We start from the raw sequence: 25,419 nt of genomic DNA, 5'->3' as shown, positions 1-25,419 counted from the left end.
AGGTCTTGTAAAACTTATATATATTAGAAACCTATTTGCTCTTTAAGCCTGTAGGTGGCGTCAGTTTTCAATATTTTTGATCTAATTCTGCTTAAAAATAAGACACGCATGTTACTTTTAAAACTTTATTGAACAGTAAATTTCAAAATATTTGTCTCCAGACTAACTAAATCACATATTTTATTAAATACGTTACAATAAAAATAATTATATTGATAGTTACCTTTGTCTAAAAACTTTCTTTTATTATGTCTTCATCAGTGTTGTTCTTTGTTACACTATAAACCGATTTAACCCTTAAAATCATGGCAACTATCATCATCACTATCATTCTGAACCTGTTGTTGGGCACTCCTACTGAAACTACTAAGGAAACAACAACTACTACAAACACAACTACAACAACTAATACAAATAAAACTGACGACGCCATGAAGGCAATGGGCGGCTCAGGAACTTGGACTAATATTGAGAAATAGTAAATACTGCAGCACTTGGGAATTGCTGTATTTTCCCTATCTTGCCTCTACCCGGTTTTAGCTAAAGGGAGTCAAGATAAAATGAGGAAAACTCAAGCATTCCTACTAAGCTTATTATTACTACTAAATTTTTGCGGTCAGCCAGCACGGCAGCCTGATGAAGTGCGTCTGCGCCTGGCTATAGATCCAGGAAACATAACCCCTATTAACTACAACTCACAGGAGGCCTTGCAGATAATCAATCTGCTTTACCAAAGCCTGCTGACTGTAGATCTTGAAGACAACACACTGAAGCCGGGTCTTGCCTCCGCTTTTCCGGAAGTGGAGCGCAAAGACTCGCTTACTTTTTTCCATTACCAGCTGCGTCCCGAGGCCGAATGGTCTGACGGAAGCCCCGTTACAGCGCAGGATGTGGCCTTCACCCTGAAGGTGCTGAAAGCTCCTTTTATACGGAATGAGAGTATTCGCTCACAGGTTGAGTTTATACAAGACATCCAATTAGACGCTTCCGATCCCAAAAAATTCACACTGGTCTGCCAGGGTTTTACACCTGAAATGCAACTCCTGACCGGTGACTTCTTCATTTTGCCAGCTTATCTACTTGATCCCCAGGGCAGTCTTTCAGCTATACCTTTCACTGCATTGTCACAGGCTGACAGCACCCAGTATAACACAGCTCATACACGGGCTGTGGCGGCGCGATGCAACAAGCTGGGCTCACCAGATAGTAAAGACATATTACAGGGAAGTGCCGGCTATAGACTTGCTGAGTGGGCTACAGGGCAGCACGTTGTGCTGAAACGCAAAGACAATTGGTGGGGAAAGAACACAGGCCATGCCGCCAGTTACCTCAACGCCAATCCTGAGCAGATTAATTTTCAGATTATACCTGACAATACCACGGCCCTGCTGGCGCTCAAAAATGCGCAACTCGATGTGCTGGACAATATCCCTGTCAATGAATTTGAACAGCTACAGCAGGATGGCAACTTCCTGAAAAACTATGAGCTGCATACCCCGCAAGGCTATGACCTGATCTATGCTGCGATTAACACGCGCAAGGCCAGGTTCCGCGACAAACGAACCCGGCAGGCCATTGCACACCTGATGGATGTGAACGGCATGATTCGGGTTAGCCAGCAGTCCTACGCTACGCCGACAGTAGGTCCTATACCTCCTGACCGCAAAGACTTTTACCATCCACAGCTACAGCCACGCCCGTACAGCCCTGAGCAGGCAGTTACGCTACTAAAAGCTGCTGGCTGGATTCAGGAGCAAAATGGCTGGTACAGAAATCTGAATGGCCAGCGGGAAGATTTGCGTATTGAGCTGCTCTACAGAGCCGGCAACACCATGTACGAGCAAATGGCACTTGTCTTTCAGCAACACGCAGCCAAAGCAGGTATACCTGTCAGTTTGCAGCCACTGGAGGGAAATGTTTACAACCAGAAGATAGAGCAACTGGACTATGACATGCATTTCAGAGGGATTTCAGGCAATCCTTTCGTATTCAATTTCAAGCCCCTTTTCCACACAAGCTTTGCCGGCCCGGGCGGGTTCAACACCACCGGCTTTGGCACGCCTGAGAGCGATCAGCTGCTGAACCAGATCAATGAAACTGAAAGCGAGACTGACAAAGCCCGGCAACTGCACAGGTTACAGGAGATCATACAGGAAGAAGCTGCTTTTGTGCCGCTTTATTTCCGAAAAGAAAAAATAGCTATACACAGCAGGTTCACCAATACCAGGGTGTCGGGTGTACGCCCTTATTATGACCTGAGTTCATTTATGCTTAAGCCTTGATGATGCTATGGCCACTTTTGTATTCAGGCGGCTTCTTCTGGCTATACCTACGCTCTGGTTTATAGCATCTGTAATTTTTTTGCTGAGCAAACTGATGCCAGGCGCTTTTGGAAGCTCCAGCCTGGGGCAGCAGGAAGCGGGCTATTACAGCCGAAGCGATGCTGCATCGCGCGAGCATAACTACCGCCAGTTTTTAGAGGCCACCGGGCAGGACCTGCCGCTGTTTTATTTTAGTATCACCTCCGCCGCCTTACCTGATACACTGCACCGTATTTTCCCGGAGCGTGATCGCACCTTCTTGAAAAAGCTTTCCTGGCAGTATGGCAACCCTATGGCTGCCACCCACTTTTTCAGAAGCCTGAAAGAGTTTGAAAAAGTCCTCTCTGAAACAGAGCGCCTGCAGGTACAACAGCATCTCTTCTCAATCTATAGTCACCAGGAGCACGCCGAACTCCGGCAAGCCCTGTCAGGTATAGCACAGCAATTACCTGCCAGGTCAGCTATTACTTCTGAGCTGATAGTTAAGGGTGACAACTTACTGACTGATTCCTCCAGCTACACCTATTTACTCCCATCCCTACAATGGCATGGTTCACAAAATCAGTACCACCGCTGGATAGCCGGTTTGTTAAAAGGAAGCCTGGGAACTTCACTGCGGGACGGCAGGCCCGTGACCACAGTGCTGGGCGAAGCGGTCGGTAACACCTGGTGGCTGTTATTGGCCAGTATCGTCGTGGCGGCATTGCTGGCCCTTGAAATGGCCATCCTGATGATACGCCGCTCCGGGCGCATCTGGCGCAGCACACTGCTTCCCTCCCTTTTCCTGCTGGATAGCGTGCCCCTCTTCGTCCTGGCCATGCTCCTGCTGGTGCTGCTGGCGAGTCCTGCATTTTTACAGCTTTTTCCGGTATATGGTATGGGCTACTACAGTGTTTCCGACCAGAATTGGCTACAGCAAATGGGCCAATGGCTGCAGTTCATGGCACTCCCGATGCTTTGCCTGGTGCTGGCCAACCTACCTTACCTCACCAATCAGTTTTACCAGGCGATGGCAGGAGTCGCGGGGCAGGACTATATCCGCACGGCACGTGCAAAAGGCCTTTCTGAGCATCGCGTCATTCGCAGGCACATGCTGCGCAATGCCCTACTGCCTGTCATCACGCTTTTGTCTGATTACCTGCCTGCCCTGGTGGCGGGCGCCGTTATTGTCGAAACCATTTTTGCTATACCTGGTGTTGGCCGGTTGCTCGTTGAAACTGTACTGGCTCGTGACTATCCGGTTATAGTAGGCATCGTTGTCATCGCAGCTGTGTTCAGGTTGATATCGCACCTTATGTCTGACCTGCTTTATGCCCTGGCTGACCCGCGTATACGTGCTCATGCATCATGAAAAAGCTATGGCACATAGCGCGTGAGGTATGGCAGCTGGCACCGGCTTTCAGGCTATCCTTGCTATACCTGATTTTGCTGGCTGTTGTCGCACTGGCTCTTCCCTGGTTGCCACTTGCTTACGGGCCAAACGAACTGGACCTGGAGCAGATCTACCAGGCGCCACTGGCTTGGGGAAACGAAACGTACAAACCCAGGCACTGGCTCGGAACGGATAGCCTCGGCCGTGATGTATTAGCTAATGTGTTGTATGGTGTCCGTACGGCATTTGCCATCAGTCTGCCTGTTATGGTGATGGCCAGCCTGATCGGCTTAACACTTGGAGCAATAGCGGGCCTTTTTGGAAATCGCCGTCTGCGGCTGAGCCGGTCCTTGCTGACAGCTCTGCTCTTCGCCCTGTTGCCTTTTACCTATTATGGTATCTACCTCCCTATTATGTTGTATAGCCAGGGAGCCACCTACTCTGATTTCTTACTCACAGGCACTGTTGCCATCGGTTTGACTTTTGTGTTTGTCATTGTTCTTGCACCGCTTTTCAGTCGAATCCCTTTTCTCAGCAGGACGATTCATTTTCCAACTGATGAGCTCTTGCTACGGATAATTGAGGTGCAGACGAGCATCCCCCGATTAATTTTGATACTGGTACTAGCGGCTATTGTACCACCTACCCTGCCAGCTCTATCAGTTTTGCTCGTACTTACTTTCTGGACAGGAACGGCCCGGTTGACAAGAGCAGAGATGCTCCGTATCAGAGAACTGCCCTTTTTTGAGGCCGCCACGAGTCTTGGATTCACACAAAAACGTCTTCTGGTGCGCCAAGCACTTCCACTCCTCTTGGGGCCGGTGCTGGTCGCATTTTCATTTGGCTTAGCCGGTTTGCTCATGCTGGAGTCTACGCTGTCATTTCTGAACATCGGTGTAAGCACAGACCTGGTAAGTTGGGGCAGGATGATAGCTGGTATTCGCACAAACACGTCTGCCTGGTGGCTCGTTGCTATACCTGGTGCCATGCTATCGCTCACAGTTCTCGCTCTACAGACTTTCAGCTATTACTTGCTGCGTTTCTTACAGCATAAAAAGTAAATACTCTATTGTTACTTTTCGCCATACACCCTCTCACATACGGCTTGGTATTACCCAAAAAAGAAGGCATAAAAGCACACCACATCAACTTATTTATAATTATATTAAAAATAACACAAGTTACCTTGCGAAAATATGTTTCCTGTGTTAGGAGAGTGCGTTACTGTATTATTGTATCATACAAAACCAAACTACCCAATCACATGAAGATCTATGAAAGCACAGTCGGTATGTCAAAGCAGAGCATTGGCTGCCACAACAACTTAAAAACTACAAAAAGTAATTCCCAGATTGAGGATTCGCAGGAATACTCCACTATTGATGGGGAGGTGATAAATTCGTCATTAGGCTCAGACGCGGTTAAGAAAGGAACTGGTCTGTTTATAGGCGATTATTTCGTAGGTATACTGGACTCGCTCTCCGGGGTGAACAACATGCCTTACCTGCGCTACTAATACAAGGCCGCTACACCTTGAGAATAGAATAGATAGAATAGATAGAATAGAAATAGATTGAATAGATAATATTAGTGTTGGTTGTTTGTGTTTAGATTAGGCATTTGCCCTGCAGTCCCCTGCAGGGCATTTGTTTTGTAGCCTATCTTATAGGGCTTATACCCATCCTTTGCGCTCACTGAAATGATTGCAGCCGAACTGTGCGCCTGTAATCATCTCAAATTTCCTGGGCTTCTTGTCTTCCGGTCCTTCATGTACCAGCGGCAATACATAGGCCGGCTCCAGGGCATGCTGCCCGGTTAACTCATCGCACAAGCCAAATTCATTGCTTTGAAGTTGTACTTTGTTTGGGTCCTGCTCCCAGTGATTGCAGTTATTGCATGTTGCTTCCATATCTAAAAAGTTTTAAGTCCTACATTATTCTTCTAATCCATATTTACCTGTTATCACCCACAACAGGTTGCATACAACCCTTGTTATACAGTAATTTAGAATTAAGCTAAACAATCACGCCTGCTAAAATTCCATCACTCCTATCAAGTAGCTATCATTAATGGCAAAAGGTGCATGCAATATCCTTTACGGTACGCAACGAGTATAAACTTTCAAGTAATAAAACCTGAAACGATCGCTACCACATAGTTACACGTGCATGAAGCAAGAAATCTCATTTACCCGCAAAGTTGTCATTACCACCTCGGTGGTATTGTTGTTAAGTGGCGCCCTGGCTTTGGTTTTATATGCTGTGCATTTTTTCTTCCTGGTGTTCGCCAGCATCCTGTTTGCCGTGCTGCTACGTGCCATGACTAACTGGCTGCATGATAAAACAGGTGTGGGCAAAGGGCTGGCTTTGGCGCTTTCCTCGCTGTTGTTTTTCGGGCTGATTTTTCTTGCGGGTTGGCTCATAGCCCCTACCGTGCAAGCGCAGATAGAAGATTTACGTGAGACCTTACCCTCTTCCATCGAACGACTAAAGGACCAGTTGGGCCGAACAAGCTGGGGCGCAAAGGCGCTCGACGAGCTCGAGAGCAGTCAGGAGAGTATGATGCCTGAAACACAGGAGATCGTGAACAAGGCTCAGACTTTTTTTACCTCCACCATCAGCATTATTACTGATCTGTTTATCGTGATTGTGATCGGCATCTTCTTCGCATCGAGCCCGGCACAGTACCAGAAGGGCATTGTTAGTCTGGTACCAGTACGGCACCGCACACGGCTGTGGGAAGTACTGGACAAAAGCTATGAAACACTCAAGTGGTGGCTATTCGGGAAGCTTGTCACGATGGTGTTCGTGGGCATACTCACGGCGGTCGGGTTGATGTTGCTCGGCATACCCATGGCGCTGGCGCTGGCCGTGATCGCCTTCTTCCTGGATTTCATTCCTACTGTCGGTCCCATTCTTGCTTCTGTTCCAGCCATCCTGATCGCCTTTCTGGACGGCCCCATGGCGGCGCTGTATGTAGCCATCCTTTACTTCATCATTCAGTCTATTGAAAGCTATCTGCTAGCGCCCCTCATATTTGAAAAAACCGTGCACATTTCACCTGTGATCACCCTTCTCTCGCTGGTACTTTTCGGTATACTGGTCGGTCCGCTTGGCGTGATACTGGCTGCCCCGTTGGTGGCTGTGCTGCAGGTGTTTGTGCGGGAGCTTTACATAAAAGACTACCTCGAGCGTGACCTTCCCAAAAATCAGTAAAGCTGCTTACCAGGTACTGACCTATACCTCCCTGGTTCCGTGCAAATTTGCGAAACACGGCATTTTAAGCGAAATTGGCAGAAAAAGTACTACATGAAAATCAAGCTCATCGCGATCGGTAAAACAGACGAGGCATTTCTGGAAGAGGGCATACAGAAGTATATGAAGCGGCTGAAGCATTACCATCCGCTCGAGTTCATCATTATACCTGACATAAAACAGGGAGGAAAGTTCACCGCGGATAACCTGAAAGAGGCCGAAGGCAAACTGCTTCTCCAAAAGCTACAGGACGGCGACCACGTGGTGCTGCTCGACGAAAAAGGCAAAACCTTTACCTCTACCGAGTACGCACATTTCCTGCAAAAGAAGCTTAACTCCGTCACTACTAACCTGGTTTTCATCATCGGGGGCGCCTACGGCTTCTCTCCTGCTATTTACGAACGGGCAAACGACAAGATCTCTCTTTCAAAAATGACTTTCTCCCACCAAATGGTCCGCTTGTTTTTTGTAGAGCAACTATACCGGGGTTTTACGATTCTGAGGGGGGAGAAGTATCATCATGATTGAAGAAGACCTACATTTCAGGCTATAAGGTGGCGCCACTGCCCTGAAAGTATGAATAGCTAATATGTATCTTTATCAAGCAAGATCTGACTTTCATTATTAGCTGTTATATTAATGAGAATAACACCTATTCAATCAGAACGGACTTTCTAAACCTTAGCGGCGATCTTTACAGACTGATCATCATTATCACAACCACTCGGCAATCTCTCGCTTAATATGTTCCCGGTATGTGCTTCCAATCAAAATTTCCTCTTGCAATTCTGTTTCAATCATATTACCGTTTATCGCCCTAATGGCCGACTTGCGCACGATGTAGGAACGGCTTACCCGAAGAAACTGCGCAGCGGGCAGCTTCTCCTCTATCTTTGCCATCGTCATGTGCGTCAGGATTTTCTGGTCGGACAGGTATAGTTGAATGTAGTCCTTCATACCTTTTACCAGAATCAAATCGTCTGTATTAATCTGTATAAGCTTTTTATCCTGTCTTACCCAGATGTTGTGCTGATTGGTGTCGTTTTTGGAGGTTACTTTATCAGCAGGCTGGTTGACAGCACGCTGTAACCGTACCTGCTCATCTACCTTGTTTACGGCTTTCAAAAACCGTTCAAAGGAAATAGGTTTGAGCAGGTAGTCAGCCACTGCCAGTTCATACCCATCCAGAGCATAATCAGGATAGGCGGTGGTCAGGATTGCCTGCAGCTGGTGTGCCTGCGTGAGTTTCAGCATTTCCAGCCCTGTCATTTCGGGCATGTTGATGTCCAGAAATATCAGGTCAGGCTGCTCTTCGCGAATAGTGACAAGGGCCTCAATGGCATTATCGCACACGGCTGCTAATTCCAAGAAAGGCACACGAGCCACATACTTGGCAATAATCTCCTGGGCGATGGGCTCATCGTCTATGATAACACAGCGTAGCGGCTTAATCATTTGTGTGGAGCGTTAGGCTGACTTTATAGGAATCAGCTGTTTCGGTGATGTTCAAATGGTGTTTGTCGGGATAAAGCAAAGCGAGGCGACGTTTTGCGTTCTCTATACCTATACCTGTGGTGGCAGGGCGCTCTTTTTTGGTGTCGGGCTTGCTGTTTTCTACATGAAACAAAATCGTATCGCCCTCCTGCTTCAAACTAATGCGCACCCAGGCCTTGCCGATGGTGGCGTTAACGCCGTGCTTAAAGGCATTCTCTACGAAGCTGATGAGCAAGAGCGGCACGATAGGAGTCTCCTTGTTTTTGATGTGATCAAAATCATAGCTGATAGCCACACGGGTGTTGTGGTGGCGTATCTGCTCCAGGTTGATATAGTCTGCCAGAAATTCCACTTCCCGCCCGATGGGTATACGCTTACCACTGCTCTCGTAGAGCGAAAAGCGCAGCAAGTCCGACAGCTTCAGCACCACCTGCCCTGCCCGCTCGTTTTCCATCACCATGCCGTAAATATTGTTGAGCGTGTTAAACAGGAAGTGCGGGTGGATCTGCGCCCGCAGGAAGTTCAGCTCCATTTCAGTTTTCTCTTTTTGCAACATTGCATTTCGTTTGTTGGCTTCGTAGCTGTTTTTTAAGGTTTTGGCTGCAAACGCAAACAGCGTCCCAAACATAGGTATGGAGAAAATCCAGATAAACGTGTTCAATGAGAAAATATCGGCAATGCTATTAATATAGATTCGCTCGCTATAGATACGCATGCGTTGATTATCAGGGAACAAGGCCGATAACGGGCTGAGGGACTGTATTAAAATGGTGCAAACAAGATATAGGAGTAATAACAGCGCCAAAAGTTTAACCCAATGCTTGTTTTGAATGAACCCCAAGCCATAGTAAGACAACATAGTATGGTTAAAATAAATAACCACTATTGTAAGAAAGGCATAACTAAGCGTGGATAGATTCAGCAGGCTTGTATTGAACATATACGCAGTGTTCACTACACTAAGGCAGGACATAAAGCCCCAGAAAACGAGGTGCCAAAGCAGGCGCGTTGACTGGTTAGGGTAAAGGGACGCTTGCTTATTAAAGGTAAGTGTTCTCATACTAGAGAGGAAATGAAATATTGTTATTCCTGAGGTGCGGCGCAGTTTAGGTCGAACAATATAATAAAAAAACTATCTTTTTGGTAAAATTGTCTCGCTCCGAATACAGTATAGCCAGTTTAATTGGCTCTATTCACTACGTCTTCGTTCCCCAGCTTTTTGCTGACTGCCGACTTCACGGTTTGCTTGCCGAACTTGTATATCACCCCCAGTTGCACCCTTCTGGCGTCTCTATAGCTCACCACTTGGGTTAGCACGTTCGAGCTCCTCACCACTCCCCCCTCCACGTTACCCCTGAATAGGTCGAGAACCGCCACTGTGTATTGCAGTTGTTTGTTTAGCATGCTCCCTTTCAGCGCTACGCGGGTATAGTGGCTGCGTACCACTTCAGCCAAACCATAGTTAAACGGACCCGTGTAGTTAAATCCTGTCTCCAGTTTCAAGTCGCGTGGCAAGGAAAAACTGTTTTGCCAGCCCACGCTATGGTAAATGGTGCTGGGTATAGTCACGTCCCGGAAATTCTCCTGATCCATAGCAGATGCCATATAAGCGCCCATACCGAAGACACTGCCAGACCACCAGTTGGTCATCTGGTAACTGTAGTTGGCGTTCACCCCTACTGATGTCATGTCAAAGTTTCTATTCTTCCAGTAAGCCACGCCGTCAATGTTCACCGGTAGATTCGTAAACACGTTCTGCTCGTGCCTGTACTCGAGCTCCACAAACAGGTTGTTTTTATAAATGCCATTTACCGAAATAGCATGTGTGTACTTGGGCAGCAAGGCTGGATTGCCCTCTTCTATAGTAAATTCATCCATATAAATGCGGTAAGGCGTAAGCACGCTGAAACCTGGCCGCTGTACCGATTTGCGATAGTTAAAGGTCATGTTCAGGTTGTCGGTCATGGGACGGCTCAACATCAGGCTCGGGAACAAATCGGTAAAGGTGCGAGCAACCGGTCTGCGCTTCGTTACTTCGTCCTCCACTAACATGGTAGCATGTTCTGCCCGTATACCTGCCCGCAGGGTGGTTTTGCCTAGCTGCTTGTCCAGGCTGGTATAGCCTGCCAGAATATTCTCCGAGAATACATTCTCAAAACTAAAGGCTTCATCCCGGACAAATCGCCCGTCCTGCAGATATTCTTGCGTTGGCTGCGTGCGGTTGCTCGAAAGTGTCATTTTGGAGCCTACCGATATGTTCAAGTTGTTCCGGAAAGGGAGCTCCCAATCCATCTGCCCGACCATAATGTTAGCGTTGCTCGGATTGTCATTCCGTACGCTTCTCAAACTTTCTAAAAGACGCCCATCCGGATTATACATGTTTTGTGAGAGAATCTCGGTCGTCATGTTATGCTGGATTGGAGTATAAGTAAAAATCAAATCAACAGATTTGCCCAGGCTATCGAGTTTGCCTGTGTAGTACATGCTGTAGGTCTGTACCTGCCTGGTGGAGTATTCCCGCCCGTCTGCTAACAGTGTAGAGTCAGGTATACCTTTGAGCTGCTTCGCAAAATCAACCTGCTTGCTGACCGTAGAACTTTTGTCGACTACCTTATGCACATAGCTTGCCTGTACACCTAATGCATGCCTATTCGACAGTTGGTACTCTGCCATACCTCTAACAGATGGTGTGGAATTGTTATATCGAAAAAAGTAGTGCTCGTGCAGTACAGGGCTGTTTCCTGTGAGAGCCGCTCTGTAGCCATCGTGCGTAGAGTGCGTTAACGACCTGTCGTAGTTGAGATTGAGGTTACTCACCCATTTTTGCTGGCGATAGGTAAGGGACGTACCTAACAACCCCCTACCCCGTATACCTTGGGATACGGTGCTGCGAGCGGATCCTGTCAGACCAAGCGTTCGTGCTTTTTTGGTGGTAATGCTGATGACGGTGCTGATGTTGGCGGGATAGCGGGAAGAGGGGTTGGTGATAAACTCAATCTTCTCAATTTCATCGCCTGTCATAGTGGCCATGATGGATTGCATGGTGGCGCCAGGCATCTGCACCTTGTCCAACAGAATCAGGATACCGCCTTTCCCGTTCACCGTCACACTCTCGCCCTGCACCTGCACAAAGGGCATCGCCCGAAAAATATCCAGCAAATTATCGGTTTGAAAAGTGCTGGCCTCTACGTTCAAAGTATAGCGGTCGGGGCTGCGCTCCACGACCTGCCGTTGCGCCTGTACCAGCACTTCGCCTAGCTGGTTGGTGTTTCGTAGCAGTTGCAAAATGCCAATATCTTGCACAGCCTGGTCAGCCTGTATGCGAATCGTTTCAGAAAACGTGGGCTGAAACCCCACATACCTTACTACTACCAGATATTGTCCGTAAGGTAAGTTTTCGAATACAAATTGTCCGTTCTCGTCAGTCACTTTGCCTTTTACCAAGCTGCTGTCTGTTGCTGCCAAAAGTGTTACTGTAGCAAAGGATGCTGCATTCGATGCGTCTTCTTTCACTATGCCGCTCACCTTGCCCTGTGCCAATACAGGTATAGCAGATACAAGTGACAGGCAGATGCAGGTGAGTAGGGTAATGAGTTGTTTGGGGGAAGAGGTCTGTTCCATGAGCTTTTATTTTATTCACAGACCAAGTAACTATACACCCACATTTTCACCGATTTTATTCGACGAAAGTGGCTGAGGCTTCGACGTTGTATAGATAACTCTGATATATTTCAAGCAATCTGGCCAGCATAAAATATACTGCTCTAAATTCCGAAACTGCAGTTTATTGCTATTTTTGGTTATTTGCTAGTTGTATAAAGATTTGAAGTGCTGGTCCATTATGATCGGAAGGGGTTGTGCAGCCGAAGCCCGCAGCTTAGCGAGGGGTTACGGCAATGCTGGGTTAGGCTGCGTTTTTTCAAATCGTTTTATGGATTCCAATTCCTGCTGCTTGTTAGATGCTGGAGCAGTGGGTACTTAATCAGAAAGACACACACACCTAGCCTCTCTCAAGAGGGGAATTCTACACAGCTCCCGTAAATAATTGGTAAATCTCAGCATCAACATCAAGCTGCGGCACAACCGCTTTGTGCTGCAGCATTTCAGCCCCGAGGGAAAGACCACGCTGCGCCGCAAATTGCTCCAACTGGCCGGCTTCGACTTCCGCCACTTCACCCATCTCTATCGCGCCCGCCAGGGTAGCACGTATTACTTCTGCTACAACTACGGTCACTTTCTGCTCGGGGACGAGAAGGTGCTGATTGTGAACCGGCAACCCTACATGGAGCAAAACAAGGTCCAGGAAGGTAGTTACAAGTCGTGGAATTACTGAAGTAAACACCAAACAAAATAGCCTGTAAGTTATTCACTTACAGGCTATTTCGGATTATGCAGCAGAGAGCAAGGGATTCGAACCCTTGATACCCTTTTGGGGTATACACACTTTCCAGGCGTGCTCCTTCGACCACTCGGACAGCTCTCTATTATGGGTGCAAATATACGCCAATAACTTACACTATCGCAAATTTTTGCTCGGCTATACCTTATAAATATATTGCACCAGGTTAAATACTGATCTCACCACGAAGGTTACTGGCAAGCATTTCACGGGTTTGTGTTGCCGGCAGGTCGAGAGCCAGCACGAACATCAATTTTGTGATAGCCGCTTCTGTCGTGATGTCATCGCCGCCGATCACCCCCATGTTGAGCAGGAATTTACTGGTTTCGTAACGGCCCTGGTCTACCCTACCCTCGTCGCACTGCGACACATTCAAAATATAGATACCCCTAGAGATAGCATCTTCCAGCAGCTCGAGCAGCCAGCCTGCAGTAGGCGCATTGCCTGCCCCGAACGTCTCCAACACGATACCACGCAGTCCCGGCGCTTCGAGCACACTGCGCATCACCTGAGGCGTTATGCCCGGGAAGAGCTTCAGGATCGCTACATTGTCGTCGAGCTGCTGGTGCACATGCAGCGGTTTTTCGGGATGCGGCAGAATAGCGCTTTCATAAAAATCGATGCTAATGCCCGCTTTGGCAAGCAGCGGGTAGTTCTCCGACTTAAAGGCATTAAAGTGTCGGCTCTCTACCTTCTTGGCCCGGTTACCTCTGATAAGCAGGTTGTGGAAATAGATGCAAACCTCCGGCACGATGCTCTTGCCGTTAACCTTCGTAGCTGCTATTTGCAGGGCTGAGATCAGGTTGGCGCGGGCATCGGTGCGAGTTCGCCCAATTGGTACTTGCGCCCCCGTAAAGATCACGGGCTTTTCCAGGTTCTCGAGCAGATAGCTAAGCGCGGAGGCGCTGTAAGCCATGGTATCTGTGCCGTGCAACACCACAAAGCCATCGTAGTCAGCGTAGTTATCGCGGATCAGGTTAGCCAGCATCAGCCAGTCACTTGGCGCCACGTTAGACGAATCAATGGCCGGCTCTATGCTTAGCACCGTCAGCATGTACTTGAAGTTGCTAAGCTCGGGTACCTTCTGCAGTATCTGACTAAAGTTAAATGGCACCAGGTGGTGCTTTTCGTCATACACCATACCTACCGTTCCGCCCGTGTAAATGATCAGAATGGAGGCCTCCGCATGTGCAGGTGCGGCGGTGTCAATATTGGTTTTAACTACGTCCATCGCTTAGAGTTTGAAGAGGTTGAAGGCGTTGCGGGTTGTGGTTTGGGCCACTTCCTCTACGGGCTTCTGCATCAGTTCGGCCACGCGGCGGGCCACCAATGGCAGGTATACGGGCTCGTTGCGCTTGCCACGATGCGGTACGGGGGCCAGGTATGGGCAGTCCGTTTCGAGCACAAGGTCATCCAGGCTCACATGCGGCAGCACCTTGTCGAGGCCACCGTTCTTAAACGTGGCCACTCCGCCTATACCCATTAGAAAGCCGAGCTCCTTTACCTTCTCAGCCTGCTCCACAGTGCCCGAAAAACAGTGGAATATACCCTTTAAAGTGCCATCCTGCGCAGCGGCGATGATCTCGTAGGTTTCATCAAAAGAGTCGCGGGTATGGAGCACGATGGGCAGTTGGTGCTTTTTGGCCAGCTCTACCTGCACTCTAAGGGCCTCCTGCTGCTGCGTCAGAAAAGTCTTGTCCCAGTACAGGTCGATGCCGCATTCACCCACGGCTGCGAACTTGCGTTTATCAAGCCACTCCTCCACCAGGTATAGCTCCTTCTCAAAGTCCTTGTCCACTGAAGTCGGGTGCAGGCCCATCATAGCGATGCACTGGTTTGGGTGCTTCTCCTCCGTCTCCAGCATGATATCAATAGAGGTATGGTCAATGTTGGGCATGTAGATCTTCTCTACCCCCTCGGCCAGCGCCCTGGCAAGCGCCTCCTCACGGTCCTGCTTAAATTGCTCTGAATAGATATGTGCGTGCGAATCAACTAAAGTCATCTGTGTCATTTTGGATCAAAAATCTCGGCACAAAGGTCCGAACTAATGGCTAAGGCTGCAAGGAGAAGTATAAACTCCTAATACTTCCTCCCTTTCCACCTGACTTTGGTAGGCAAAAAGAAGTATAGGATCAGAATAAAAGTAGTCACCAGCAGGTATAGCTCAAAGACAATGTAATGCCACCAGGAGGCACTTCGGTGCAGGCGCTTGAGGCAGATGTGCATGAACAGACTTTGAAGCAGGAGTTTGACGATCGCAATGCTGAGCGCTATCCCTGGTGATGCTTTGAAAAAGAAAGGGATTAGCACAGGATAGTAGGCCGAGTGCAGCACAAAAAGCGCAAACATATATAGGGGCATGTACACCGAGCCGCGCATCCAGCGCTTGCGCTGCTCCAGCAGTGAACCGTAACTGGGGGCAGGTGCAGACAGGGCCAGTGCGTCGTTGTTGTACAGATTCCGGAAGCCGAAGCCACGCTTTAGGATCTGGTTAAATATGGCGATATCTTCTGTGATCGAAAACGGAATGTTTTCAAAACCTCCCACCGATTCATAGGCCTTGCGGGTGAGCAGCATGTTGTTGCCCATGGTGGTAACCGGCATGTTGAGGTCACTGAACACCTGCATCAGCCCGATCGAGAACAGCCAGTCCATCCGCTGCATCTTGTCGAACAGACGACTGCCTGTTACAGTGGTTAGCCCTGTCACAACGCCCACCTTTTCATCCAGCCCAGCCAACATAGCCTTTACCCAGGTAGGAGGCACTTCGATGTCGGCGTCGGTGAAGAGGAAGATGTCGGAGCTTGCTTTGCTGGCCAGCTGCGCCAGCACATTGGCCTTGCCCCTCGTCTGTCCAACTGTGTCTGTAATCGGTAGGCAGGTATAGCCGGGCTTGTTCTTTATATAGGTTTCTACCAGGGCCCGCGTCTGATCCGTGGAGCCATCATCACCTATCAGTACTTCGATCTTATCAGCTGGGTAATCGAGCGCGGCAATGGCCTGCAGACAAGCCAGAATGTTATGCTCCTCGTTTCGGGCAGCGATCAGGATGCTGACCTGCGGAAAGTCTAAAACCGCTGAGGTATAGCGCCTGCGGTTGAAGAGCAGCAACATTAGAAGCGCTGTAAAGACAATGAAGTAAAGTATAAAATAGGCAACGGATACCATCATAGGGTCTGGAAGGTATAGCCCTGTGCGGTAAAATGGTCTAAAAAACGGGGCAGGGCGTATTGCATGTTTCGCTGGGCCTTCAGGCTGTCGTGGAATACGATGATGCTGCCGCTTTGGGTACAGCGAATAGCTTCACGCAGACATTTTTCGGGACTGAGCGAACGGTCGTAATCGTTGGTGAGCACGTCCCACATCACTAGTTCATAAGCTGGTCGCAGGGCTGCTGCCTGTTTCAATGTAATGCGCCCGTAAGGAGGTCTGAAGAGCTTTGGCTGCGCTGCAATGGGGTTTAGCCGTTCCAGTTCCTGCTGACACTGCTGCACATTTTCCAGGTAACGCTCCAGCGAAGTTTCCCAGCCACGCAGGTGGTTGTGCGTATGATTCGCGAGCCGATGCCCCGCCGCTAAAATTTGCTCTGCTATATCTTGGTGCTTCACTATATTATCACCTACGGCAAAGAAAGTAGCCTGGGCTCTGTATTGCGCTAATTGCTCCAGCACCCAGGGAGTCACCTCCGGTATAGGTCCGTCATCGAAAGTCAGGTATAGCACTTTCCCCCGCTCTTCCCGCAGCCAGGTATAGCCAGGCAAAAGCCGGCGAAGCAAAGCGGGTGTCTTGTAAAGGCGGAGCAATTTGATTGTTAAGTTGTTGATTACTGAATGTTATACATTGTACCTGTAGGTGCGATACTGACACGTGCAGTGAAGCATTTAGCGGGTTTGTAGTGCATGGACAGGGTATTATCAACTTAATTGAAGATCAACAATTTAACAAATAACAATCAACAATTAATCTATTTAAACCTACACGATAGCAAGGTAATATCGTCGTTGAAAGAAGCTTCTTCGTTGAAAAGGTTGATGGCGTTGAGCAATTGCAGGTGCAGCATTTTAGAGCTTAGGAAGCGGTTTTTCTGTAGGAAGTCGATCGTACCTTCAATACCGAATTCCGATTCATCTTCGTCAAACACCTCCGTCAGACCGTCGGTATAGCAAAGCAGCACGGCATTGTGCGGCACATGTATCTTGCCCACGTTCATAAATGGCAGTACATCAAACACGCCCAGCATGGTGCAGCCATCATTGAGCAGGTCGTGGGTGTTGTTTTCGTAGAGCAGAACCGGGGCGTTGTGGCCGGCGTTCACGTAGCTCAGTTCGCGGGTACTGCGGTTGAAGATGGCGACAAATGTTGTGATGAACTTCTCAGCGATCGCATTGCGGTAAATCAGGTGGTTAAGCTCAGAAACGACCGTGTTCAGATCCGATGTCTGGCGTATGATTGTGCGCAGACCTGCCTGAAAGTTCGACATCAGCAGCGAAGCTGGTACACCCTTACCAGACACATCGGCCACGCAGAACAGAAACTGGTCCTTGTCTATCTCAATAAAGTCGTAGTAGTCGCCCCCAATGGAAGAGTGCGGAATGTAACTGGCGTGGATGGCCACGTCTTTGTCGTTGGGCAGCTTTTTTGGAAAGAGCATGGACTGCACTTCACGGGCAATCTCGATCTCTTTCCGGATCGATTCCTGTGCCAGTCGTTGACGGGCCATGCGGTGATTTTCGATGGCCACGAGCATGATATTACTCACCGTCTGCACGAAGTTCAGCGCCTCAATATTGGTATAGTAAGGCTGAATCTTGCCGATCATCACAAAGGCGAGCACTTTGCCATTGTGCAGAATCGGGATCACAATTTCGAAATTACGCCACTTCTTGTCCACGCTCAGCTTGGACATGCGGGTGATTTCCTTGAGTTCGAGAATAGTTTCGGGGAGGTGTTGCTTGGCGGCTTCCAGGTCAGTGCCAAAACTTACTTTGCAGTCCCACTTCTCGTCGTGCACAAACAGGGCCAATCGGTTGATCTGCAACTGGGCGAGCAGCGTGAAGCGGTAGATTTTGTAGAGCGCCTCTTCGGGCAGGTTGTCGTTAATCGCCTGCGTGATTTCCAACAAGGCCGATAATTCCAGCTTTTTGAGGTTTAACTCTTGCTGTATGTTCGGAGCTACTATATCAGGCATTCGGTTTCATAGTTTAGGGTTGGCGAGAAACCCGCACTCGGGGGCTCTGCCGCCAGTTACACCTGTCACGCAGGCATATACCGGGTAAATTTACAAAAAATCAATCGCATTATTTACCACACCCTACAATTCCTTTGAAATAATACGTATTCGTCGCATGCGCACACTTGCAACTACGTAGTCCAGGTATTTGTTCGGCCTTGCGGTGAAATCATCACCATCAGATAGAGTTATGCACTACCAATCCTGCTTTGGTGGCCAGGTAAAAGTATTTCTGGCAGTGCTTTCCAAAGGTGGACTCATCGTATGCATGCTCCGTGTCCGGGTCCGGGTATAGGATTCTGATATAGCCTTTGGAAATCAGGTCGCGCAGGGCAGTGCAGAGTTCTTCGTCAGTTAGTGTGCTGGTGCTTTTGAGGTCAGCGTAGGACGTCACAAAATAAAGTTCGTCCATGATAGCAAATTCGTTTTCAGTCATGATTTCGGATGATTCGGCCTTTCCATGTATAGCGACCTGTGAGGCCACTGATGGCGGTATATAGTACGTAAGGAATGTAAACAAGCTGCAGGGGAAGCATAAAAATCAGATAATTCTGTCGCCCCATGAAAGTCAGTATTTGGTTTAAAAACAGGAAATCTATCAGGAACTTAGCAGCATAGGCCGCCAGAAAAGTCCAAAACGAAAGCCAGCCGAGCAGTAAGCCCGGTATGGCCAGAAACAGCAGTAAATTGACGGTAAACACAGTAAGTGCCACCAGTTTCACATTCAGGCTCTGATAGCTCCGCCACTTGCTGGCCCAGCGCACCCGCTGCGCTATAAAACTACGCACCGTCTTGCGTGCCTCGGTATACACCGTGGCTCCGGGATGCTTCAAAAAAGCAATTCGCTCCGGGTATAGCTGGCTTACCTTGTGTAGCAAAAATTCATCATCACCGCTGGCTATTCCTTCGTTTCCCGCAAAGCCCCCTACCTCTTCGAACACTTCCCGGGTATAAGCCAGGTTGGCCCCATTGCACATATTGGGTTGTCGCAGCCCGATAGAGGCTCCCCCTACCCCGATCAACGATGCGAACTCGACCAGTTGCATGCGTTCCAGCAAGGTATGGGTATTGCGGAAGCTCACAGGTCCTGAAATGAAAAATGACTGCTGCGTTTCGTAGGTATAGGCGAAGCATAGAAGCCAGTCCGGCTGCACACGGCAGTCACCATCGGTAAAGACCAGGAGCTCATTACTGGTTTGCGCTATACCTTGTTTGATAGCGGCTTTTTTGCCCGTCGATTCCGTGTGCCCAGCAAGCCGGATCAGACGCAAATTCAACTTAGTAGCAGGTATAAATTCCTGTATCAGCTGAGCAGTTCCGTCATCGGAGTGATCGTCCACCACTAGTACCTCAAAGAGCTCCGCCGGGTAATTTTGTGATTCTAAATCGCGGAGTAAATTCAGTATCTGCCGTGCCTCATTGCGCACAGGTATAATAACGGAGAGTTGGGTCGCAGGTATAAAACCGGCAGGTACAGTAGGTATAGGGAGACGCTTCCAGGCAGATAGACAGCGCAGAATGATCCAAGCATAGGCTAGCAGCGAAAGCAGCAGCAACACAAACATCAGGCGGCACCTCCTCTCCTGCCCAGCTTCAGCCGCAGCACAAAAAACAGACCCACAGCACTCGGCACTACGATGTTCAGCAGCCACAGGCTCAGGCTGGCACTCAGCACCTGCAGCCGCTCCTGCCCCAGCAGGCCGAACACGTACATGGCCGACAGTTCCCGCACGCCGAGATCCGAGAGCAATGACACCGAGGGCACTACTGACTTCAGAAAGAAAGCAGTCGATACGCCACTGAGGTACTCCACCGGACTAAGCCGCACCTCAAACAAAATGAGCAGCAGTACAAACTGCAGCAGAAACACGAAGTAGCGCACGAGCGACAGCAACAGTACCCGGTTCATCTCCATGAAGGTATAGCGCCCCATGATAGCCAGGTACTTTGCCAGTTTTCGCAGCGGTCCAACCGCAGCGACCAGCGCCACCATGGCACGGGCATTGAAGAGCAGTAGTAGCAAGGCCGCATTGAGCACGAGCAACAGGAAAAATACACTCAGGCAAATAGCCGGATAATCTCTCCAGTAGAGCAGCAAGGCAAAGTAGATCAGGCCCAGCGAGCCCACCAGTACCGTCGCCACCAGTTGACAAAAACGGCCAATAAACACAGCGCCTATACCTTCCAGCCGCTCCTTGCTTTTGAGCTCCAGCACACGGCCGGCATAGTCGCCAAGCCGGTTGGGTGTGATGAAACCTAGCGTGAGCCCCACCATCACGGCACGGAAAGCCCGCAGGTATGAAATGCGCTCCAGCTTCTGCCCCAGCAGCTGCCACTTCCAGGCCTCCAGCCCCCAGTTGGCAGGTATAAGCAGGGCACTTAAAATCAGCAGAAAGGTATAGTCGCTTTGGCGGGCCGACTGCAGTATACCCTGCCAGGAAAGCAGGGTGTCGGGCGCCGTAAAGATGGCCAGGTACAGGAAGTATAGCGTGAGCACCACCACGACAATTTTGCCGGCGACTAAAAGGAACCTTCTGTTGCGGGTAATGTTCAAGATATTGTCTTAAATTGCGCCTCCTATGGTTTACTCTTCTGCACTCCCACCCAATAAATTAATACTTGGCATTGACCCTGGTACACAAGTGATGGGCTACGGCCTGATTGAAGTGACAGGCTCCAAGGTAAAAGTAGTGCAGTATGGCGTTATTCACCTCAAAAGCTACAGCAACCACGCCATCAAGTTAAAGAAAATTTTTGACCGCATGATACAGCTCATCGACGAATACCTGCCCGACGAGCTGGCCATCGAGTCGCCTTTCTTTGGTGTGAACGTGCAGAGTATGCTCAAACTCGGTCGCGCACAGGGAGTTGCCATCGCCGCCGCCCTCTCCCGCGACATCCCCTATGTGGAGTACGCCCCAAAAAAAGTAAAGCAGTCTGTGACCGGAAACGGCAACGCTTCCAAAGAGCAGGTGGCCAGCATGCTGGTGCAGATCCTCAAGATCCAGCCTGACCCCAAAATGTTCGACGCCACCGACGCCCTGTCCGTGGCCCTCTGTCACCATTACCAGAAAGGCAACAACGCCAAGAAAGGCGCCAACTCCTGGAAAGCCTTCCTGACCGACAATCCTGAAAGAAAGCTTTAATCTTACTGTATTGTTTGACCTATCCTGTCATTTCGACCTTTGGGAGAAATCTGGACTTCGAACTGCATTATGCCAAATTTCTCATTGTATTCGAAATGACAGGTAATGTGTGTCTCATACATTCTCACTTCACCGCTCTCAAACTCTCCATCTCCCCCACCCTTAAACTCCCCTAAGTATAAGCTTTTGAAAATATTTCGCAGATTTGTAAAAAATCGCCTCTATCTTTCGTAAGGCTTATAAGCCTGATGAATCAGCTTTGTGCGAGGGCGAAAATTCAGCCTGCACTTTATGCAAAATATCACGCCTAAACAAAGTTTAAACATGTTTTTGCGAACACAGTTAAGCATAGCATCAGGCTTCTTCTTAATTTTGAGTTAATTTGCCGCTGCCTATACTTGGGCCAGCGAACAGATGAATCCTAAAAAGCTTAAATGGATTTAGACAAAAATAAACCGGGAAGTGCTCCAGCCCGGCGCAGGTATGTAACGACACGCAGACTCGACAGAATATTTGTCGAGCTGGCCAATATATACCGTTTTAATGCGCGGTTTTTCAAGGAAATGTGGTTCCCGCCATACGAGTTCAAAGAAATTATCAAGCAGTGTTACGAAATAGGCGTGCGCTCCCTGCCGCTCATCTCACTCACTGGCTTTATCATCGGTATCGTATTCACTAACCAGTCGCGCCCCTCCCTCGCTGACTTTGGTGCCACCTCGCTCCTGCCTGCCCTTATTTCTGTGGCGATCATCAGGGCCATCGGTCCGCTGGTGACGGCCCTTATAGCAGCCGGACGGGTTGGCTCCGCCATCGGTGCCGAGTTGGGCTCTATGCGGGTGACCGAGCAGATCGATGCGATGGAGGTGTCAGCCACCAATCCATTTAAGTTCCTGGTGGTGAGCCGGGTGCTGGCATCAACTTTAATGATTCCGGCATTGACCATGTACACCACCCTTGTGTCTCTTTTGGGCGGCTACCTCAACGTGCACCAGAACGAGTTGACGACGCTCACCACTTTCTTTTACCAGGTGTTCGATGCCATCACCTTTCTGGATATCGTTGCCTCTTCGATAAAGTCTGTGATCTTTGGTTTCACCATCGGTATGGTAGGTTGCTACAAGGGCTACAATTCCTCTAAGGGCACCGAGGGTGTGGGCAAGGCGGCTAACTCTTCAGTGGTAACGGCCATGTTCCTTATTTTTATCGAAGAGCTGCTTATCATGCAGGTCATTAACGCAATCAGAGCTTTTTAATGGAGGCAAAAGAAATAAACCCTAATATCGATAGAAACGAGAAAGTGATTTCTATCCGGGGCCTCAAAAAAGCGTTTGACGATTTTGAGGTACTCAAAGGCGTGGACCTGGACCTGTTCAAAGGGGAAAACCTGGTCGTGCTGGGTCGCTCCGGTACGGGTAAGTCAGTGCTGATCAAGATTATTTCGGGCCTGCTGTATGGTGACGAAGGATCAGTGAATGTGCTGGGCAAGGAAGTCGGCACGCTGAAGCCGCGTGAACTGGATGCGCTCCGGCTTAAGATCGGTTTTTCGTTTCAGAACAGCGCCCTGTACGACAGTATGACCGTGCGGGAGAACCTGGAGTTTCCGCTGGTGCGGCATGCCAAACATATGTCGGAGGCCGAGCGTGAGGAGCTGATTCACTATGTGCTGGAGGCCGTAGGACTTGCACAGGCAATCAACCAGATGCCCTCTGAGCTTTCGGGTGGTCAGCGCAAGCGCATCGGCATTGCCCGTACCCTGATCCTGAAACCGGAGATCATGCTCTACGACGAGCCCACTGCCGGTCTGGACCCTATTACCTGCATCGAGATCAATAACCTGATCAACGAAGTACAGAGCAGGTTCAACACCTCGTCTATCATCATCACACACGACCTTACCTGCGCCCGCGCCGTAGGAGACAGAGTAGTGATGCTGCTCGACGGACAGTTTCAGCGCGAAGGTACGTTTGAGGAGGTGTTCGACAGTAATGACGAGCGCGTACAATCATTTTATAACTACAACTTTATAGACTAGATGAGTTCTGCAGATAATAAACGCACGGTTATAGTTGGCATTTTCACGTTTCTGGCGATCGTGATCCTGGTGGCGGGTATCTTTACCCTGGCCGGTCAGCAAAAGCGCCTGATCAGCACAATCACGGTTACCGCCATATTCGACGATGTGGCCGGTTTGCGAACCGGTAACAATGTCTGGTTTTCGGGTGTGAAGATCGGCACGATCAAATCCATCAACCTGTATGGCGACTCGCAGGTAGAGGTGGTCATGAACATTGAGGAGAAGGTGCAGCAATACATCCGCAAAAACGCCTCCGCACGCATCAGCTCTGAAAGCTTTATCGGCAACAAGAACATCGTGATTGATGGAGGCACCCAGTCAGCCGCTCCAATTCAGGACGGAGACAGAATTACTGCTGTAAGTCCGCTCAACACGGATGACCTGATGGAGAAGCTGCAGCAGAACAACGAGAACCTGGTCGCGATCACCGGTGACTTTAAGCAGCTCACTTCCCGCCTGGTAAACGGCGAAGGGACTGTAGGGGCACTACTTACTGACACCACCATGGCGCAGAACTTCCGTGATGTAGTAGGTAACCTGCAGCGCACCTCACAGAGCACCGTGAATGCTTCCCGCTCCCTTTCTGCTTTCACCAACAAGCTCAATTCACCGGGCGGACTGGCTAACCAGCTTGCGACTGACAAGGAAGTATTCCAACAGTTGAAAAACTCGATGACACAGTTAGAAGAAGCCACTGCCTCGACTTCTGAAATTACCGAGAACCTGCGCACGGCCAGCAGCCGCCTGAACAATAACAACAGCGCCGTGGGTGTACTTCTGAATGATCAGCAATTTGCCCGTCAGCTGCAAAGCACGATGCAGAACCTGGAAACCGGCACCGAAAAGCTGGACCAGAACATGGAGGCGCTGCAAAGCAATATCCTCTTCAGAGGCTTCTTCAGAAGACAGGCACGCGAGCAGGCCAAACAGCAGGAGCAACAAAAACAACAGCCTGCACCGCAACAGGTACAACCCAAAGACACCACCAGGCAGGAATTCAAGCCTTCCATCCTGATAGAAAATTAAGCAAAAAACAAAAGGGGCGAATCTTTCAGATCCGCCCCTTTTGTTTACAGGTATACACTGCTATACCTTAAGCAGCTTCATACTCCTTCCGGATCTTTTCGGCTACTTCTTCAAACTCTTCTTTGCTGAACTTCTGTTTGTTGGCAAAGTTCATGTCTGCCATCTTGTTCAGCGGAATCAGGTGCACGTGCGCATGGGGTACTTCCAGCCCTACCACCGCCACACCAATGCGCTTGCACGGCACAGCCTTCTCTACTGCAGCCGCCACTTTTTTGGCAAATGCCATCAGGCCCAGGTAAAGCTCGTCATCCAGGTCGAACAAATAGTCGATCTGTTGCTTAGGGATTACGAGGGTATGGCCTTTAGTCGTTGGGAATACATCCAGAAAGGCCAGGTAGCGATCATCCTCGGCTATTTTGTAAGCAGGGATCTCGCCTTTTACAATTTTAGTGAAGATAGATGGCTCCATAGTCTTAGCGGCTAATTTCCAGTATTTCGAACTCGATCTTACCAGCAGGTACGGTTATCTCTGCTTTTTCGCCGACAGACTTGCCCAACAATCCTTTACCGATCGGAGATTTCACCGAAATTTTGCCCGAAGCCAGGTCCGCTTCTTCTTCCGCCACCAAGGTATAGTCCATCACCATGTTGTTCTTCAGGTTCTTGATCTTCACTTTGGAGAGAATCAGTGCCTTACTTGTGTCCAGGTTCGACTCGTCGATGAGGCGGGCATTGCCTACCACTTCCTCCAGTTTGGCAATTTTCAGCTCCAGGTGACCCTGTGCATCCTTGGCGGCGTCATACTCGGCGTTCTCACTCAAGTCGCCTTTGTCGCGTGCCTCTGCTAGCTGGCGGGCCACCTCTGAGCGGCCTTTTGTCTTAAGGTCATGCAGCTCTTCCTTCAGCTTTTGTAAACCTTCAGCGGTGTAATAAGAAATGTTGCTCATAATATGTCTTCACGTTTTAAAACACAAAAACAAAAAGAACGGCTATGTCAAACATAACCGTTCTTTTTGCCTAATATGTTGATGATTAATTTTTTCTTCTTCAGCCTGGCTGCATCAAAACAAGCCGGGGATTCTGGGCAAGCTACATGCACACGG

The 25,419-nt window shown here is 49.3% G+C and carries 26 protein-coding genes and 1 tRNA gene; 12 read left to right on the top strand and 15 right to left on the bottom strand.

Features of this window, described 5'->3' with window-relative positions:
- Nucleotides 1-305: 305 nt before the first annotated feature.
- The 5 genes from BW972_RS19870 to BW972_RS07260 all read left to right on the top strand — a co-directional run bounded on the left by BW972_RS19870 (nucleotide 306) and on the right by BW972_RS07260 (nucleotide 5,209).
- Nucleotides 306-479, top strand: coding sequence for a hypothetical protein (locus BW972_RS19870; RefSeq protein ID WP_155801052.1), 174 nt, complete (start codon nucleotides 306-308; stop codon nucleotides 477-479).
- A gap of 228 nt (nucleotides 480-707) precedes the next feature.
- On the top strand, nucleotides 708-2,282 hold the full coding sequence (locus BW972_RS07275; protein ID WP_234986320.1) for an ABC transporter substrate-binding protein: 1,575 nt from the start codon (nucleotides 708-710) through the stop codon (nucleotides 2,280-2,282).
- 7 nt (nucleotides 2,283-2,289) lie between these two features.
- Entirely contained in the window at nucleotides 2,290-3,672 is a 1,383-nt protein-coding gene (locus tag BW972_RS07270) for an ABC transporter permease (protein ID WP_076421645.1), read from the top strand.
- Nucleotides 3,669-4,754 carry an ABC transporter permease gene (locus BW972_RS07265; protein WP_076421644.1) on the top strand — a complete coding sequence of 362 codons (1,086 nt, stop codon included), beginning with the start codon at nucleotides 3,669-3,671 and terminating at the stop codon, nucleotides 4,752-4,754. Before BW972_RS07270 ends, BW972_RS07265 begins: the two co-directional genes overlap by 4 nt.
- 203 nt (nucleotides 4,755-4,957) lie before the next feature.
- A complete protein-coding gene (locus tag BW972_RS07260) occupies nucleotides 4,958-5,209 on the top strand; it encodes a hypothetical protein (protein WP_007658862.1) in 252 nt (83 codons plus the stop codon).
- Between the two features lie 156 nt (nucleotides 5,210-5,365).
- Here BW972_RS07260 and BW972_RS07255 read toward each other — a convergent pair whose 3' ends face one another.
- Nucleotides 5,366-5,602 (bottom strand): hypothetical protein, encoded by a 237-nt coding sequence (locus tag BW972_RS07255; RefSeq protein WP_007658863.1) that lies wholly within the window; start codon nucleotides 5,600-5,602, stop codon nucleotides 5,366-5,368.
- A 259-nt stretch (nucleotides 5,603-5,861) separates the two neighbouring features.
- Between BW972_RS07255 and BW972_RS07250 the strand changes: the two genes are divergently transcribed.
- Both BW972_RS07250 and rlmH read left to right on the top strand, forming a co-directional pair.
- On the top strand, nucleotides 5,862-6,908 hold the full coding sequence (locus tag BW972_RS07250) for an AI-2E family transporter (protein ID WP_076421643.1): 1,047 nt from the start codon (nucleotides 5,862-5,864) through the stop codon (nucleotides 6,906-6,908).
- 93 nt (nucleotides 6,909-7,001) lie between these two features.
- Nucleotides 7,002-7,475, top strand: a complete 474-nt coding sequence (rlmH, locus tag BW972_RS07245; protein ID WP_007658865.1) for a 23S rRNA (pseudouridine(1915)-N(3))-methyltransferase RlmH — start codon at nucleotides 7,002-7,004, stop codon at nucleotides 7,473-7,475.
- A 186-nt stretch (nucleotides 7,476-7,661) separates the two neighbouring features.
- Here rlmH and BW972_RS07240 read toward each other — a convergent pair whose 3' ends face one another.
- The 3 genes from BW972_RS07240 to BW972_RS07230 form a co-directional block, all read right to left on the bottom strand.
- Nucleotides 7,662-8,402, bottom strand: coding sequence for a LytR/AlgR family response regulator transcription factor (locus tag BW972_RS07240; RefSeq protein WP_007658867.1), 741 nt, complete (start codon nucleotides 8,400-8,402; stop codon nucleotides 7,662-7,664).
- The gene (locus tag BW972_RS07235) at nucleotides 8,395-9,156 is read right to left on the bottom strand and encodes a sensor histidine kinase (protein ID WP_076421642.1); all 762 of its coding nucleotides are present in this window, start codon (nucleotides 9,154-9,156) and stop codon (nucleotides 8,395-8,397) included. The genes BW972_RS07240 and BW972_RS07235 overlap by 8 nt, the downstream gene beginning before the upstream one ends.
- Before the next feature lie 464 nt (nucleotides 9,157-9,620).
- Nucleotides 9,621-12,062: an outer membrane beta-barrel family protein gene (locus BW972_RS07230; RefSeq protein WP_076421641.1), complete on the bottom strand. Its 2,442-nt coding sequence runs from the start codon at nucleotides 12,060-12,062 to the stop codon at nucleotides 9,621-9,623.
- A 424-nt stretch (nucleotides 12,063-12,486) separates the two neighbouring features.
- Here BW972_RS07230 and BW972_RS07225 point away from each other — a divergent pair, with 424 nt between their 5' ends.
- Nucleotides 12,487-12,774: a hypothetical protein gene (locus BW972_RS07225; RefSeq protein WP_076421640.1), complete on the top strand. Its 288-nt coding sequence runs from the start codon at nucleotides 12,487-12,489 to the stop codon at nucleotides 12,772-12,774.
- A 62-nt stretch (nucleotides 12,775-12,836) separates the two neighbouring features.
- Here BW972_RS07225 and BW972_RS19865 read toward each other — a convergent pair.
- From BW972_RS19865 to BW972_RS07185, 9 genes are all read right to left on the bottom strand, one after another.
- Nucleotides 12,837-12,924, bottom strand: a tRNA-Ser gene (locus BW972_RS19865).
- An 82-nt stretch (nucleotides 12,925-13,006) separates the two neighbouring features.
- Nucleotides 13,007-14,071 carry an asparaginase gene (locus tag BW972_RS07220; protein WP_007658881.1) on the bottom strand — a complete coding sequence of 355 codons (1,065 nt, stop codon included), beginning with the start codon at nucleotides 14,069-14,071 and terminating at the stop codon, nucleotides 13,007-13,009.
- Nucleotides 14,072-14,074: 3 nt separating this feature from the next.
- Nucleotides 14,075-14,842 (bottom strand): TatD family hydrolase, encoded by a 768-nt coding sequence (locus tag BW972_RS07215; RefSeq protein WP_076422105.1) that lies wholly within the window; start codon nucleotides 14,840-14,842, stop codon nucleotides 14,075-14,077.
- A 77-nt stretch (nucleotides 14,843-14,919) separates the two neighbouring features.
- Entirely contained in the window at nucleotides 14,920-16,011 is a 1,092-nt protein-coding gene (locus tag BW972_RS07210) for a glycosyltransferase (protein WP_007658885.1), read from the bottom strand.
- On the bottom strand, nucleotides 16,008-16,643 hold the full coding sequence (locus BW972_RS07205) for a polysaccharide deacetylase family protein (protein ID WP_007658887.1): 636 nt from the start codon (nucleotides 16,641-16,643) through the stop codon (nucleotides 16,008-16,010). Before BW972_RS07205 ends, BW972_RS07210 begins: the two co-directional genes overlap by 4 nt.
- Nucleotides 16,644-16,804: 161 nt before the next feature.
- Complete coding sequence (locus tag BW972_RS07200) at nucleotides 16,805-18,028, bottom strand: GAF domain-containing SpoIIE family protein phosphatase (protein ID WP_007658889.1); 1,224 nt, start codon at nucleotides 18,026-18,028, stop codon at nucleotides 16,805-16,807.
- A 220-nt stretch (nucleotides 18,029-18,248) separates the two neighbouring features.
- Nucleotides 18,249-18,506: a hypothetical protein gene (locus tag BW972_RS07195; protein ID WP_076421639.1), complete on the bottom strand. Its 258-nt coding sequence runs from the start codon at nucleotides 18,504-18,506 to the stop codon at nucleotides 18,249-18,251.
- Nucleotides 18,499-19,635, bottom strand: a complete 1,137-nt coding sequence (locus BW972_RS07190) for a glycosyltransferase family 2 protein (RefSeq protein ID WP_076421638.1) — start codon at nucleotides 19,633-19,635, stop codon at nucleotides 18,499-18,501. Before BW972_RS07190 ends, BW972_RS07195 begins: the two co-directional genes overlap by 8 nt.
- Nucleotides 19,635-20,624: a lysylphosphatidylglycerol synthase domain-containing protein gene (locus BW972_RS07185; protein ID WP_076421637.1), complete on the bottom strand. Its 990-nt coding sequence runs from the start codon at nucleotides 20,622-20,624 to the stop codon at nucleotides 19,635-19,637. Before BW972_RS07185 ends, BW972_RS07190 begins: the two co-directional genes overlap by 1 nt.
- Before the next feature lie 25 nt (nucleotides 20,625-20,649).
- Here BW972_RS07185 and ruvC point away from each other — a divergent pair, with 25 nt between their 5' ends.
- The 4 genes from ruvC (at nucleotide 20,650) to BW972_RS07165 (ending at nucleotide 24,316) form a co-directional block, all read left to right on the top strand.
- On the top strand, nucleotides 20,650-21,216 hold the full coding sequence (ruvC, locus tag BW972_RS07180; protein ID WP_040574461.1) for a crossover junction endodeoxyribonuclease RuvC: 567 nt from the start codon (nucleotides 20,650-20,652) through the stop codon (nucleotides 21,214-21,216).
- Nucleotides 21,217-21,650: 434 nt separating this feature from the next.
- Nucleotides 21,651-22,469, top strand: a complete 819-nt coding sequence (locus BW972_RS07175) for an MlaE family ABC transporter permease (protein ID WP_076421636.1) — start codon at nucleotides 21,651-21,653, stop codon at nucleotides 22,467-22,469.
- Nucleotides 22,469-23,248, top strand: coding sequence for an ABC transporter ATP-binding protein (locus tag BW972_RS07170; protein ID WP_007658896.1), 780 nt, complete (start codon nucleotides 22,469-22,471; stop codon nucleotides 23,246-23,248). The genes BW972_RS07175 and BW972_RS07170 overlap by 1 nt, the downstream gene beginning before the upstream one ends.
- The gene (locus BW972_RS07165; RefSeq protein WP_076421635.1) at nucleotides 23,249-24,316 is read left to right on the top strand and encodes an MlaD family protein; all 1,068 of its coding nucleotides are present in this window, start codon (nucleotides 23,249-23,251) and stop codon (nucleotides 24,314-24,316) included.
- 67 nt (nucleotides 24,317-24,383) lie between these two features.
- Here BW972_RS07165 and BW972_RS07160 read toward each other — a convergent pair whose 3' ends face one another.
- The gene (locus BW972_RS07160) at nucleotides 24,384-24,785 is read right to left on the bottom strand and encodes an HIT family protein (protein ID WP_007658899.1); all 402 of its coding nucleotides are present in this window, start codon (nucleotides 24,783-24,785) and stop codon (nucleotides 24,384-24,386) included.
- A 4-nt stretch (nucleotides 24,786-24,789) separates the two neighbouring features.
- Nucleotides 24,790-25,263, bottom strand: a complete 474-nt coding sequence (gene greA, locus BW972_RS07155; protein WP_007658900.1) for a transcription elongation factor GreA — start codon at nucleotides 25,261-25,263, stop codon at nucleotides 24,790-24,792.
- Nucleotides 25,264-25,419: the final 156 nt, after the last annotated feature.

The organism is Pontibacter lucknowensis (assembly GCF_900156415.1).
GTDB classification, from domain to species: domain Bacteria; phylum Bacteroidota; class Bacteroidia; order Cytophagales; family Hymenobacteraceae; genus Pontibacter; species Pontibacter lucknowensis.
This window is presented reverse-complemented; position numbering and strand designations above follow the sequence as displayed.

What these genes read in the sequence shown, in the direction of transcription:
- BW972_RS07160 (WP_007658899.1), bottom strand. Translation starts at nt 24,785, where the DNA reads ATGGAGCCATCTATCTTCACTAAAATTGTAAAAGGCGAGATCCCTGCT.
- BW972_RS07240 (WP_007658867.1), bottom strand. Translation starts at nt 8,402, where the DNA reads ATGATTAAGCCGCTACGCTGTGTTATCATAGACGATGAGCCCATCGCC.
- BW972_RS07250 (WP_076421643.1), top strand. Translation starts at nt 5,862, where the DNA reads ATGAAGCAAGAAATCTCATTTACCCGCAAAGTTGTCATTACCACCTCG.
- BW972_RS07260 (WP_007658862.1), top strand. Translation starts at nt 4,958, where the DNA reads ATGAAGATCTATGAAAGCACAGTCGGTATGTCAAAGCAGAGCATTGGC.
- BW972_RS07220 (WP_007658881.1), bottom strand. Translation starts at nt 14,071, where the DNA reads ATGGACGTAGTTAAAACCAATATTGACACCGCCGCACCTGCACATGCG.
- BW972_RS07210 (WP_007658885.1), bottom strand. Translation starts at nt 16,011, where the DNA reads ATGATGGTATCCGTTGCCTATTTTATACTTTACTTCATTGTCTTTACA.
- BW972_RS07265 (WP_076421644.1), top strand. Translation starts at nt 3,669, where the DNA reads ATGAAAAAGCTATGGCACATAGCGCGTGAGGTATGGCAGCTGGCACCG.
- BW972_RS07215 (WP_076422105.1), bottom strand. Translation starts at nt 14,842, where the DNA reads ATGACTTTAGTTGATTCGCACGCACATATCTATTCAGAGCAATTTAAG.
- BW972_RS07200 (WP_007658889.1), bottom strand. Translation starts at nt 18,028, where the DNA reads ATGCCTGATATAGTAGCTCCGAACATACAGCAAGAGTTAAACCTCAAA.
- BW972_RS07165 (WP_076421635.1), top strand. Translation starts at nt 23,249, where the DNA reads ATGAGTTCTGCAGATAATAAACGCACGGTTATAGTTGGCATTTTCACG.
- BW972_RS07175 (WP_076421636.1), top strand. Translation starts at nt 21,651, where the DNA reads ATGGATTTAGACAAAAATAAACCGGGAAGTGCTCCAGCCCGGCGCAGG.
- greA (WP_007658900.1), bottom strand. Translation starts at nt 25,263, where the DNA reads ATGAGCAACATTTCTTATTACACCGCTGAAGGTTTACAAAAGCTGAAG.
- BW972_RS07235 (WP_076421642.1), bottom strand. Translation starts at nt 9,156, where the DNA reads ATGCGTATCTATAGCGAGCGAATCTATATTAATAGCATTGCCGATATT.
- BW972_RS19870 (WP_155801052.1), top strand. Translation starts at nt 306, where the DNA reads ATGGCAACTATCATCATCACTATCATTCTGAACCTGTTGTTGGGCACT.
- BW972_RS07195 (WP_076421639.1), bottom strand. Translation starts at nt 18,506, where the DNA reads ATGACTGAAAACGAATTTGCTATCATGGACGAACTTTATTTTGTGACG.
- ruvC (WP_040574461.1), top strand. Translation starts at nt 20,650, where the DNA reads ATGGTTTACTCTTCTGCACTCCCACCCAATAAATTAATACTTGGCATT.
- BW972_RS07230 (WP_076421641.1), bottom strand. Translation starts at nt 12,062, where the DNA reads ATGGAACAGACCTCTTCCCCCAAACAACTCATTACCCTACTCACCTGC.
- BW972_RS07270 (WP_076421645.1), top strand. Translation starts at nt 2,290, where the DNA reads ATGGCCACTTTTGTATTCAGGCGGCTTCTTCTGGCTATACCTACGCTC.
- BW972_RS07255 (WP_007658863.1), bottom strand. Translation starts at nt 5,602, where the DNA reads ATGGAAGCAACATGCAATAACTGCAATCACTGGGAGCAGGACCCAAAC.
- BW972_RS07190 (WP_076421638.1), bottom strand. Translation starts at nt 19,635, where the DNA reads ATGTTTGTGTTGCTGCTGCTTTCGCTGCTAGCCTATGCTTGGATCATT.
- BW972_RS07170 (WP_007658896.1), top strand. Translation starts at nt 22,469, where the DNA reads ATGGAGGCAAAAGAAATAAACCCTAATATCGATAGAAACGAGAAAGTG.
- rlmH (WP_007658865.1), top strand. Translation starts at nt 7,002, where the DNA reads ATGAAAATCAAGCTCATCGCGATCGGTAAAACAGACGAGGCATTTCTG.